This window comes from Gelidibacter sediminis (assembly GCF_004364975.1).
Lineage (GTDB): Bacteria > Bacteroidota > Bacteroidia > Flavobacteriales > Flavobacteriaceae > Gelidibacter > Gelidibacter sediminis.
Map to the genome: position 1 here is coordinate 915,064 of NZ_SOBW01000007.1, position 12,368 is coordinate 927,431.

The window sequence follows — 12,368 nt, forward strand, 5'->3', positions numbered from 1 at the left end:
AGAAAGGAATTTAGCATTGAATTCTTAAAAATTCTCCTATTAAATCAGCTTTAGTTTTTATCTTGTCTCAAATTCCCTATCATGGACAACCATAACTCTTTTTCAATATATAATGCCTCTGCTGGAAGTGGAAAAACATTTACATTAGTTAAGGCATATTTAAAAATTTTACTGACTTCCAGTCAAAAAAATGCCTTTAAAAATATATTGGCCCTCACCTTTACCAATAAAGCCGTGGCAGAAATGAAAGCGCGTGTGGTACATATGCTTATCGATTTTTCAGATGCCACCATTTTAGAGAAGCCAACCCCAATGTTCAGTATGCTTACCGAAGAACTACAATTAGATTCCGGTGCATTGCACGAAAAAGCCAAGATTATATTACATACAATAGCGCATAATTACGCTGCATTTGATATTTCTACTATTGATAAATTCAACCACCGACTCATACGAACATTTGCTCACGATTTGAAATTACCTCTAAATTTTGAGGTTGAATTAGACACCAAAACAATACTGGCAAAAGCGGTAGATCAGCTCATTGATAAGGCCGGAAAAGATAAAGCACTCACAAAAATATTAGTGGATTTTGCCATTGAAAAGGCTGACGATGACAAGAGTTGGGATGTGGCTTTTGATTTTAATCAGATTGCTCAATTGCTCGTCAATGAAAATGACATCCCTTATATCGAGTTATTGAAAGGCAAAACTTTAGATGATTTTAAGGTTCTCAAAACGCAACTCACGGCCCAAGTTCGCCAATTAGAAATTGGAATAAGCCAATCAGCACAAGAGGTTTTATCGCTTTTTGAAACTAATGGCATACAATTCACTGATTTTTCTGGCAGTTATCTTCCCAAGCATTTTTTAAAATTATCGGAAACTAATTTTGACGTCAATTTTGGTTCAAAATGGCAACTCGATTTATTAGATGGAAAATCACTTTATCCTAAAAAACGATTAGATGCTTCAAAGATGGCGATTATTGATGGGCTACAGTCAAGCATCATCAAAGCATTTGAAGAAACTCGTAAAGCCATCATCCAACTAAAATTTTTGAAAAATGCACTTAAAAACATCACGCCATTATCGGTTTTGAATGCGATCTATAATAGCCTTCAAGATATCAAAACAGATGAAGATTTGGTGCTTATCTCTGAGTTCAACTCTTTAATCAGTAATGAAATCAAATCACAACCGGCGCCTTTTATTTATGAACGGATGGGTGAAAAATTTAAACATTATTTTATTGATGAATTTCAAGACACCTCAGTCAAACAATGGGAAAACTTAATTCCATTAATTGACAACGCACTATCGGGACAAAATTTAAAGGGCGAAACAGGTTCAACAATGCTGGTGGGCGATGCCAAACAGGCAATTTACAGGTGGCGAGGAGGAAAGGCTGAACAGTTTATTGATTTATATACTAAAAAACAACACCCTTTTCAAACTGACCAAGAGGTAAAAAATTTACCGGCAAATTACAGGAGTTTAGAAACTGTAGTGAACTTTAACAATGCCTTTTTTAAGCATTTATCCTCATTTGTTGTTACAGATCCCTCACACAGAGAAATCTATGAAGCAAGTTATCAAGAACAATCGTTAAATGGAGCAGGGTATGTCGAGTTATCATTCTTGCAATTTGAACCTGAAGACAAGGATGAAGCCTACGGCCTACAAGTGATGCAAGCCATTAAAACTGCACAGAATAATAAATTTGACTATCGAGACATTTGTATCATTACCAGAAAAACTAAAGAAGGGATAGCACTGGCTGAATATTTAAGTATTGAAGGCATTCCAATAATTTCATCAGAATCCCTTCTTTTAAAAAATTCGCCTGAAGTCCAATTTTTAACCAGTATTATAGGTTTGGCCTCCCAGCCCTATAACGATATGTTAAAAATTGAAGCCCTGAGTTACCTAGCAAATCATCTTTTTATTCTCGAAGATAAGCATTTGTTTTTCTACAATTTGGTCCATTTAGAGACCACAGTGATGTTTAAAAAACTGGAAAAATACGACCTGTATTTCAATTTTAATCAATTTTTACAACTCCCTTTTTATGAAGCTGTAGAGAGTCTGGTCCGCCAATTTAAACTCAATGCTACCTCCAATGCCTACATTCAATTTTTTCTGGATGAAGTTTTAGACTTCTCCCAGAAATATAATGCAGGTTTTTCAAGCTTTATGGCGCATTGGGACATCAAAAAAGAAAAACTGTCCATAACCTCACCACAAGGCAATAATGCGGTACAGATAATGACCATTCACAAATCTAAAGGTTTAGAATTTCCTGTAGTCATATTTCCTTATGCCAACCAAGACATTTATCATGATCGCTCTCCAAAAATCTGGTTTCCTGTGGAACCTGAAGCTTTTCATGGTTTTTCCAATATGTTTATTAATGTAAATAAAGATTTACAAGACCTAGGACCCACAGGAGATGCCATGTACGCAGCATATAGAACACAACTGGAATTAGATAGCATGAACCTGTTATATGTGGTGCTTACAAGAGCGGTGGAACAACTCTACATCATTTCAGAATATGACCTTGACAAAGCCCAACAGGAAAAATTAAGTTGGTATTCTGGTTTGTTTATTAATTATCTAAAACATACTGGCGTATGGGACAACTCAAAAAAAACCTATAGTTTTGGCGCTCCACAACGCTTATTGGCCCCTAAAAAAACAGAAACGTCTACAACTCAAGAACACTTTATTTCTATTGCCAAAGAAACGCACGATTTAAAAATTGTTACTAATTCTGGATATTTATGGGATTCTGAGCAGGAGGCAGCAATTGAAAAAGGGAATCTAGTGCATTTAATAATGTCGAAAATAGAATATCAAGATGATATTGATTCCGTTTTTGAAGACTTAATAGACCATGGTGACATTAGCCCTGATCAAAGTCTAGATCTAAGATCCATTGTAGATAACCTTGTTCACCATCAAATATTAAATGCGTATTTTAAACCAGAACTTAAAATTTATAATGAAAAGGATATTTTAGCCGTTGGTGGTTTGATTTTAAGGCCAGATCGCATAGTAGTCAATCAGCAGAGGGAAGCGGTCATTATAGACTACAAAACGGGAGCTGCACATCATAAACATCATAATCAACTTATGGAATACCAAACTATTTTAGAGGAAATGGATTTTAAGGTCGTAAAAAAGATACTTGTTTACATAAATGAAGACATTCAAATAAAAGAATTTTAACTTTGTATAAAAATCAATAATCATGTACAGTAACAAATTACAACAACACTTACAAAACGAACTAAAAGATATTAAAGAGGCTGGACTTTTTAAGGAAGAGCGTATTATCACCTCCCCTCAAGGTGCAGAAATAACATTAAATACTGGAGAGACTGTGTTAAACTTTTGTGCGAACAATTATTTAGGCCTCTCTTCACACCCAGACGTTGTACAGGCTGCCAAAGATACTTTGGACACACATGGCTTTGGAATGTCTTCTGTACGCTTTATTTGCGGCACACAAGACATACATAAAACTTTGGAACAAAAAATAGCAGATTATTATGGTACTGAAGATACCATCTTATACGCGGCTGCTTTTGACGCCAACGGAGGCGTATTTGAACCATTACTAGATGCGAATGATGCTATCATCTCTGACTCATTAAACCACGCTTCCATTATTGACGGCGTACGTTTATGTAAAGCTGCACGCTACCGATATGAAAACAGCAATATGGAAGATTTGGAGCAACAGCTTATTGCTGCCAATGAAAACGGTGCTCGATTTAAGATTATTGTAACAGACGGGGTGTTTTCAATGGATGGCATCGTGGCACCATTAGATAAAATTTGCGATTTAGCAGACAAATATGACGCCATGGTGATGATTGACGAATGTCATGCTACCGGATTTATAGGCGATACAGGTCGTGGTACACTAGAAGAGAAAGGTGTCATGGATAGAATTGATATTATTACAGGAACCCTGGGTAAAGCTATGGGCGGTGCAATGGGCGGTTATACTACTGGTAAAAAAGAAATTATAGCCTTATTGCGCCAGCGTTCAAGACCTTATTTATTCTCAAATTCTCTTGCCCCTGCCATTGTTGGCGCTTCCATTAAGGTGTTTGACATGTTAGCCAATGACACCAAGTTAAGAGATACACTTGCTGAAAATACATCTTACTTTAAAGAAGGTATGAAACGTGCCGGATTTGATATCATTGATGGTGATTCTGCAATTGTCCCAGTTATGCTTTATGACGCCAAATTGTCTCAAACCATGGCCAACATGCTATTAAAAGAAGGCATTTATGTAATTGGTTTCTTTTTTCCGGTGGTACCAAAGGAAAAAGCAAGAATTAGAGTACAGCTTTCTGCAGCGCATACAAAGGCACATTTAGACAAGGCAATTGCCGCTTTTATCAAGGTCGGTAAAAGTTTGGAAATAATTTAAAATCAGTCCAAACACTGATATTTTAAGGCAATTACCTTATAATTTTATATATTTGTCTTTGTTAATAATATTTTACAACTTACTTTTGTTCATTAATTAACACTTAAAAATTAAATTATTAGAATATGAAAAATCTTAGCAGATTATTTTTCGCTATGTTGCTTTTATTTAGCTTTAGCAACGTCAACGCGCAGGATGACAACAACCCGTGGGCAATTGGGGTTGGTGTGAATGCAGTTGACTTTTTCCCAACTGGTGAAGACGGACAAGGTGGCATCTTTGATGAATACTTCAACTTTGGAGATCATTACAATGTATTACCTTCTTTATCTTCTATCTCTGTATCTAGATACTTATCTGACGGGTTTACATTAACCGCTGCAGGTACTATCAACGAAATCAGCAAAATTGGAGATAGCTCAGCTGATGATTTATCTTACTATGGTTTAGATGGTACAGTTAAATACAGCTTTGGTCACCTTTTAAACTCTACAGTGTTTGAGCCTTACCTAGGAGTAGGTGGTGGTTACACTTGGATTGATGACATTGGTGCAGGTACTGCAAACGGAACTTTAGGTTTCAACTTATGGTTCTCTGAAAATGTTGGTATGACTGTACAGTCTTCTTACAAACACGCATTTGAAGATTATTTAGCTACACATTTCCAACATACTGTTGGTTTAGCTCTTAAATTCGGTGGAAAAGATACTGATGGAGACGGTGTATATGATAAAGATGATGCTTGTCCAGATGTTCCTGGTTTAGCAGCTTTCAACGGTTGTCCAGATTCTGACAATGATGGTATCGAAGATTCTAAAGATGATTGTCCTAATGAAGCTGGTTTAGCTGAGTTTAACGGTTGTCCTGATACTGACGGTGACGGTGTTCCAGATAACAAAGACGAATGTCCTACAGTTGCTGGTTTAAAAGCATTAAACGGTTGTCCTGATGCTGATGGCGACGGTGTAGCTGATAAAGATGACGAATGTCCTAATGAAGCTGGTCCTGCTGCAAACAAAGGATGTCCTTGGAAAGATACAGACGGTGACGGTGTATTAGACAAAGATGACAAATGTCCTAATGAGCCAGGTACTGTTGCTAACAATGGTTGTCCTGAAGTTAAGCCAACTGTTGAAGAAATGAAAACTCTTAATGAGTACGCTAGAACAATCTTATTTGATACAGGTAAATCTACCTTCAAAAAAGAATCTATCCAAACTTTAGAGTCTATGCACGCAATCTTCCACAAATATCCAGAAGCGACTTTTGCTTTAGAAGGATATACTGATAGTGTTGGTTCAGAAAGATCTAACCAATTATTGTCTGAAAGAAGAGCTAACGCAGTAAGAGATTGGTTAGTTGCTAACGGAATTAAAGAAGAGCGTTTAACTGCAAAAGGTTTTGGTGAAGCGAATCCAATTGATTCTAACAAAACTGCTGCGGGTAGAACCAACAACAGACGTGTAGAAGTAAAACTTACAAACTAGGTTTTAATCCACATAAATAAATAGAAAAAGCGCTCCGATATTCGGGGCGTTTTTTATATTTATAACATGACAAGTTTTCTAAAAGAAGTAGTACATTATATACAAGAGGAAGAATTAGACATCGAAAATCTAACCTTCATTTTACCCAGCAAAAGAGCCGGAACATTTTTAAAAAACATCCTATCCCAAAGTATCGGTAACACCATTTTTGCACCTGAAATTCTTTCCATTGAAGAGTTTGTAGAGCAACTTTCCGAACTGAAGTATGCTTCCAATACAGAACTTCTATTTGAGTTCTACAAAGTATATAGAACCCTAACTCCAGAAGATCAACAAGAAACCTTTGATCAGTTTTCTAAATGGGGACAACTCCTGCTCCAGGACTTTAATGAAATTGACCGTTATCTAATAGCGCCAGAGCACATTTTTGAGTATCTTAAATCTATTAAAGAACTAAACCATTGGTCATTATCTGAACAGCAGACCCCTTATATTAAAAATTATTTAGCATTTTGGAACCGCCTAAAACATTACTATACACTATTTAAAGAGACGTTAATTGTTTCAAAAAAAGGATATCAAGGTTTGGTTTATAGGGAGGCCGTAAACGGTATTGAAACCTATATAGCTTCCAACCCCAATAAACAGCATGTCTTTATTGGCTTTAATGCGTTAAATAAAGCTGAAGAACGCATCATCCAAAACTTATTGGAACATAATTTAGCACGTATTTATTGGGACATTGACCAAACTTTTCTAAACAATCCTAACCACGACGCAGGTTTATTTATAAGGCAGCACCTTAAAGATTGGCCATATTTTAAGCACAACAAAGTGCAATGGATAGGCGACAATTACAGTTCTCAAAAAAATATTCAGACAATTGCAATTCCTAGAAATATTGGGCAAGTTAAATATATAGGTGAATTGTTAAATACATTGCCAATGGCTGATTTGAAAAAGACTGCCGTTGTATTGGGTGATGAAACACTTTTAATGCCCCTACTCAATTCGATTCCAAATAGAGTAGACACCATTAATATTACAATGGGGCTCCCCCTAAAATCTGTGCCGCTGGCGTCTTTATTTGATGCAATTTTTAAGATTCAAAAAAATCATACCAATGAACTGTACTATAAAGATGTGGCAGCAATTTTATCACACTCCTTTATCCAGTCTGTTTTAACTCAAGATGACATCAATTACAGCAGTCAGATTACCAATTATATTCAGAGTAACAATATTGTCAACATCTCTGTAGAAAAATTAATAAGCTTGGCAGCAGCCAAAGAAGATGTGGTAAGGCTCTTATTTAAATCGTGGCAAAATGATCCGGAAGAAGCGCTAAAAAACTGCGCACAACTCATTTTAACCCTAAAAGCACAACTTGATATTGAAAAATCAAAACATCTATTGGCCCTAGAGTATCTATACCGATTTAATCAAATCTTCAATGAACTCCAACGATACAATACAAAATACAAACTCATTAGCAACAGCACCACGCTCTATTATCTATACAAAGAATTATTGAGCAGTGAAACTTTAGATTTTCAAGGAGAGCCTTTACAAGGACTCCAAATTATGGGGATGTTGGAATCTCGGGTGCTCGACTTTGAAACGGTGATTATCTCTTCCGTCAACGAAGGCATCCTTCCGGCAGGAAAAACCACAAATTCTTTTATCCCTTTTGATGTTAAACTTGAAAATGGATTGCCCACCTATAAAGAGAAAGACGCAGTCTATACGTATCACTTCTACCGCCTTTTACAACGGGCAAAAAACGTCTATATCATTTACAACACGGAACCTGACGTTTTAAACGGGGGTGAGAAAAGTAGATTTATAACGCAACTTCAAATTGAAAACATACATGACATTACACATAGCATTGTTGTACCAAAGGTGGAAGTTGCCCAAAAATCGCCAATAATCATTAAGAAAACCGCATCTGTTTCTGAACGCTTACAGCAAATTGCGACTAACGGCTTTTCACCGTCATCGCTAACCAATTACATCAGGAACCCAATTGATTTTTACTATCAAAAAGTATTGAAGGTTCAGAGTTTTGAGGATGTTGAAGAGACGGTTGCTGCAAATACTTTAGGAAGTGTGATACATCAAACTCTAGAAGATTTTTACGTCCCTTATAAAGGGCAATTCCTGACAGAAGCGAGCTTAAAGCATATGAAGACGCTCATTAAAGATACGGTTACGCTACATTTTAAAGCCTTGTACAAGGAAGGTGATATGACTAAGGGTAAGAATCTTATCATTCTTGAAGTTGCTAAGCGATATGTATCAAATTTCATTACAAAAGAGATGGAAACGCTGAAAGCCGGTCATCAGATTAAGATAATAGATTTGGAAAAAGATCTGAACGTAAAAGTGGACATCCCTGAATTAGATTTTCCTGTACATTTAAGAGGTTCTGTAGACCGAATTGACGAATTTGATGGTACCTTGAGAATAATTGATTATAAATCAGGAAAAGTTAGCCAGGGCCAGGTAGAGATTGTTGAATGGGAAGATATCAGTCTGGACTATACCAAATACAGCAAAAGCTTTCAGGTTTTGGCCTATGCCTATATGCTGAATGAAACCGAAACCTTAACGCACCCTATTGAAGCAGGGATTATTTCCTTCAAAAACCTTCAGGGCGATTACTTTTTAAAGTTTGGAAAAAAACCTTCCGCAAGAAGTCAAAATAAAGAGCAACAGATTTCATCAGAAACCTTAGAGGCATTTTATTTAGAATTGAAGAAATTGATTTTAGAGATTATGAATCCTGAAATTGATTTTATTGAAAAAGACGTCAGTCATTAATGTGTAGACCAATAAGTTTACAAGGTGCATTAAATCAAAAAAGCAACGCTCCAGCGTTGCTTTTTCTATGTGGAGAAGATCGGGCTCGAACCGACGACCTCTTGGCTGCCAGCCAAGCGCTCTAGCCAACTGAGCTACATCCCCTAATTATGATTGCGCCACCTTCTACCGGCAGCAGACTTTAAATACTTTTCTCGCGTTCTAGCGTCTATCCTAGTTTCGAATTTTTCCAAATGAAATAATTCCCAAGGTTTAAATGCGTTTGTTGACCTAACTTGTCCAAAATTATGTGTTTTCAGTCTCTCTTCAAAATCTGACGACAAACATAAGTAATTTTAATCAATGCTAAGCCGCCCACAACCAAAATTGACAAGGGAAAGCTTATATAAATTCCATCAAAAATAGCATTATTATCCCAAATCCTTCTAAAAAAACATTTCGTCTTACCTCACAAAGCATCATGGGTTTACTATCCTTATAATTAACCAATACCCCTTGTTTAAGAGCATTTGTACTTTATGCCGTGAGGCTTAACAAATTTACCAACTCTTATCTAAAATAAAGTCGCCTTTAGATTAAAGCAAAGCCTGAACTAAAAGTAAATTAATTTTTCATTTGAATTGATCTTTTTTAAAAATTATTAAGCAGGAAACATCAGATTTATCTATGACTACTGATTATAAAGGGATTAAAATATTGATAAAAGGTAAAACAATTATTTTGTACTGCTCCTCAAATGTGAAATGGTGTTTACTTAATTATTTTAACAGAATCCTACACTAAGGAAGCGTCCTATAGAATGTTAACTCATCTAACTTCTACCAAAAAATGAATTGATATCGAGAGATGGTCATACGATTGCAAAATTTTGTATAGACTCATAAAAAACAACCTTCATGTCTAATTAAAATACTACTTTTCGGCTTAAATTGACTTAAAAATGATTCGGAAGGCAACTTCATCAGACATTAATGCTATCCTCATAGTAACTAAGGCATGCGCTAAAACAATGGTTGACAAGGGTATTTACCAATGGAACGAGCATTATCCCAATGCAGCAGCTTTTGAAAAGGATATCCAAAGACATGAACTGTATGTTTTAACCCATAAGGAGGCCATTATTGGCTCTATTGTCATTTCTACCATGATGGATGCGGAATATGAACCGATATCCTGGTTAACACCAAATAGGAATAATTTGTACATTCATAGGTTATCAGTACATCCCAATTATCAAGGACAGGGATATGCACAACAACTGATGTATTTTGCAGAAACATTCGGAAAAGATCATGGTTTTGCTTCGATACGTTTGGATACATTTTCGCAAAACCATAGAAATCAAAAATTTTACGAACTTCGCAATTATAAACGTTTGGGCTCTATTTATTTTCCAAAACAAAGCGAACATCCATTCTATTGTTACGAGTACGTCCTGTGAAATCAGCCATCAGTTTAAAAAATATTAATCGCATTGCGATCCCTGCACTTATTGCTGGCGTATCAGAACCAATTTTGTCAATAACGGATACCGCCATTGTGGGTAATATTGACATCAATGCCACAGAGTCATTAGCCGCTGTCGGTATTGTGGGCGCCTTTATTTCTATGCTCATATGGGTTTTGGGTCAAACCCGTAGCGCCATATCATCAATTGTCTCTCAGTATCTAGGCTCAGACCGATTGGAGGATATCAAATCTTTGCCTGCACAAGCCATTTTTATCATTACGTCATTAAGTATTCTCATTATTTTAGGCACCTATCCATTTGCCCAATTTATTTTTAAACTTTATAACGCCACTGGATTGATATTGGAATACTGTGTGGCCTACTACAGAATCCGAGTATTCGGGTTTCCGTTTACCTTATTTACCATTGCAGTCTTCGGCGCATTTCGAGGCCTTCAAAATACATTTTATCCAATGATTATCGCTATAATAGGTGCTTCTACAAATATTATTTTGGATATTATTTTGGTGTATGGTATCAATGGCCATATTGCTCCCATGAATATAAAAGGTGCTGCCTATGCCAGTGTTATCGCACAATTATTAATGGCTATATGCTCTGCTTATTTTCTATTGACAAAAACAATCATTCCACTTAAAGTCAGCTTCCCGTTCAATAAAGAAATCAAGCAATTTTTATTGATGATTGCCAATCTTTTTGTCAGAACTTTGGCTTTAAATGTCACCCTATATTTTGCCAATGCTTACGCTACCAGCTACGGAAAAGAATATATTGCGGCCTATACCATTGCAATTAATCTATGGTTTTTGGGCGCATTTATTATTGATGGTTATGCCAGTGCAGGGAATATACTTTCCGGAAAACTGTATGGCGCCAACAGACCCGATTTGCTCATAGCGCTGAGCAATAAACTTATAAAGTATGGCATCTTGGTGGGTGTTGGATTAGCTGGTGTTGGGGCACTTTTGTACTATCCATTAGGCCATTTGTTTTCTAATGACCCAGCAGTTTTAACAGCCTTTAATGAAGTGTTTTGGATTGTGCTGTTAATGCAACCCATTTGTGCCTTGGCTTTTATATTTGATGGGATGTTTAAAGGCCTGGGACGTATGAAATACCTGCGAAATGTATTATTGGGAGCCACATTTCTTGTATTTTTGCCAGTGCTCCTCTATTTAGACCATTTGGGATATCAGCTGTACGCGATTTTTATTGCAATGACTTTGTGGATGGTGGCAAGAGGATTGCCCTTAATCATTAAATTTAGAAAACTCTTTTTACCAAGTCATGAAAACCATTAACTTTGGCAACAAATTATTACAAAAACTATGGAATTTTTAAATTTTTTAGGCGGCAACGGTCTGTTTTTAATCTTAGCTATTGTGTTAATTGTAGTGTATATCTATAACCGCAGAAAGAACAAATAATATTAACGCGTTTTTAACCACCCTGTAATACTCAATCTTTGAGAGTTGGTAACTGGCCTTACCTCGTGTTCCAGAATTTGACTTTCAAAGATAACTACTCGCCCAGGATAAGGATAAATTACTTTTTCCACTTCCTTTCCATTAGCGTCCAAATACAATACCAATTCGCCACCATAATCCGCCAACCAGTCTGCTTCATTCAAATAACATACGAATGAAAGTTTACGTCGATCGTCATTTTGAAAAGTATCTAAATGCCGTTTATAAAACGTGCCCTGAGGATAGACTGCATAATGGAATTCCTTGCGCAAAATCCCTAAAAAACAGGTTTTGTTGAGATAACTGATCAAACTATTAATTTTAGTAAAGAACAGGTTTTCTGCCGTATTGGTATGCGTCTCATCAATCCATAAAATGACATCGCCCCTAATCGATTTCACAATCACTTCATTTACCCTATTGCCAATTGCCGCCTTTTTAAACACATCTTCTTCGTGCTTTTCAATTAAAGATTGTCGCAATACCTGCACCTCCTCTTCCGTAAAAAAGTCTTCAACAACGGCATACTTTTGCGCAATGATATCCTCTATAATCCGTTCGTATAAAGGATTTTCAACAAATGCAATTTCTTCAAAAAGTTGGTTCATTAAAAAAGTGTATTATAAGGATATTTATCGGCCAAATGTAATCTAAAAACGGTTTCC

General features: G+C 36.2%; 8 protein-coding genes and 1 tRNA gene. 6 read left to right on the forward strand and 3 right to left on the reverse strand.

Annotation, left to right across the window (positions count from 1 at the left end):
- Positions 1–81 precede the first annotated feature (81 nt).
- The 4 genes from BXY82_RS03875 to BXY82_RS03890 all read left to right on the forward strand — a co-directional run bounded on the left by BXY82_RS03875 (position 82) and on the right by BXY82_RS03890 (position 8,766).
- The gene (locus tag BXY82_RS03875) at positions 82–3,234 is read left to right on the forward strand and encodes a UvrD-helicase domain-containing protein (RefSeq protein WP_133756853.1); all 3,153 of its coding nucleotides are present in this window, start codon (positions 82–84) and stop codon (positions 3,232–3,234) included.
- A 22-nt stretch (positions 3,235–3,256) separates the two neighbouring features.
- Positions 3,257–4,453 carry a glycine C-acetyltransferase gene (gene kbl, locus BXY82_RS03880; RefSeq protein ID WP_133756854.1) on the forward strand — a complete coding sequence of 399 codons (1,197 nt, stop codon included), beginning with the start codon at positions 3,257–3,259 and terminating at the stop codon, positions 4,451–4,453.
- Between the two features lie 125 nt (positions 4,454–4,578).
- The gene (locus BXY82_RS03885; protein WP_133756855.1) at positions 4,579–5,940 is read left to right on the forward strand and encodes an OmpA family protein; all 1,362 of its coding nucleotides are present in this window, start codon (positions 4,579–4,581) and stop codon (positions 5,938–5,940) included.
- 66 nt (positions 5,941–6,006) lie between these two features.
- Positions 6,007–8,766 (forward strand): PD-(D/E)XK nuclease family protein, encoded by a 2,760-nt coding sequence (locus BXY82_RS03890; protein ID WP_133756856.1) that lies wholly within the window; start codon positions 6,007–6,009, stop codon positions 8,764–8,766.
- Positions 8,767–8,836: 70 nt separating this feature from the next.
- Here BXY82_RS03890 and BXY82_RS03895 read toward each other — a convergent pair.
- Both BXY82_RS03895 and BXY82_RS03900 read right to left on the reverse strand, forming a co-directional pair.
- A tRNA-Ala gene (locus BXY82_RS03895) sits at positions 8,837–8,910 on the reverse strand.
- Positions 8,910–9,089 carry a GIY-YIG nuclease family protein gene (locus tag BXY82_RS03900; protein ID WP_133756857.1) on the reverse strand — a complete coding sequence of 60 codons (180 nt, stop codon included), beginning with the start codon at positions 9,087–9,089 and terminating at the stop codon, positions 8,910–8,912. The genes BXY82_RS03895 and BXY82_RS03900 overlap by 1 nt, the downstream gene beginning before the upstream one ends.
- Positions 9,090–9,706: 617 nt before the next feature.
- Here BXY82_RS03900 and BXY82_RS03905 point away from each other — a divergent pair.
- Entirely contained in the window at positions 9,707–10,207 is a 501-nt protein-coding gene (locus tag BXY82_RS03905; protein ID WP_133756858.1) for a GNAT family N-acetyltransferase, read from the forward strand.
- A complete protein-coding gene (locus tag BXY82_RS03910) occupies positions 10,204–11,538 on the forward strand; it encodes an MATE family efflux transporter (RefSeq protein ID WP_133756859.1) in 1,335 nt (444 codons plus the stop codon). Before BXY82_RS03905 ends, BXY82_RS03910 begins: the two co-directional genes overlap by 4 nt.
- A gap of 128 nt (positions 11,539–11,666) precedes the next feature.
- On the opposite strand, the gene BXY82_RS03915 is transcribed toward BXY82_RS03910, so the two are convergent.
- Positions 11,667–12,311 carry a 2OG-Fe(II) oxygenase gene (locus BXY82_RS03915; RefSeq protein WP_133756860.1) on the reverse strand — a complete coding sequence of 215 codons (645 nt, stop codon included), beginning with the start codon at positions 12,309–12,311 and terminating at the stop codon, positions 11,667–11,669.
- Positions 12,312–12,368 lie beyond the last annotated feature (57 nt).

Coding starts and splice junctions, on each gene's coding strand:
- BXY82_RS03890 (WP_133756856.1), top strand. CDS start 6,007: ATGACAAGTTTTCTAAAAGAAGTAGTACATTATATACAAGAGGAAGAA.
- BXY82_RS03915 (WP_133756860.1), bottom strand. CDS start 12,311: ATGAACCAACTTTTTGAAGAAATTGCATTTGTTGAAAATCCTTTATAC.
- kbl (WP_133756854.1), top strand. CDS start 3,257: ATGTACAGTAACAAATTACAACAACACTTACAAAACGAACTAAAAGAT.
- BXY82_RS03885 (WP_133756855.1), top strand. CDS start 4,579: ATGAAAAATCTTAGCAGATTATTTTTCGCTATGTTGCTTTTATTTAGC.
- BXY82_RS03905 (WP_133756858.1), top strand. CDS start 9,707: ATGATTCGGAAGGCAACTTCATCAGACATTAATGCTATCCTCATAGTA.
- BXY82_RS03875 (WP_133756853.1), top strand. CDS start 82: ATGGACAACCATAACTCTTTTTCAATATATAATGCCTCTGCTGGAAGT.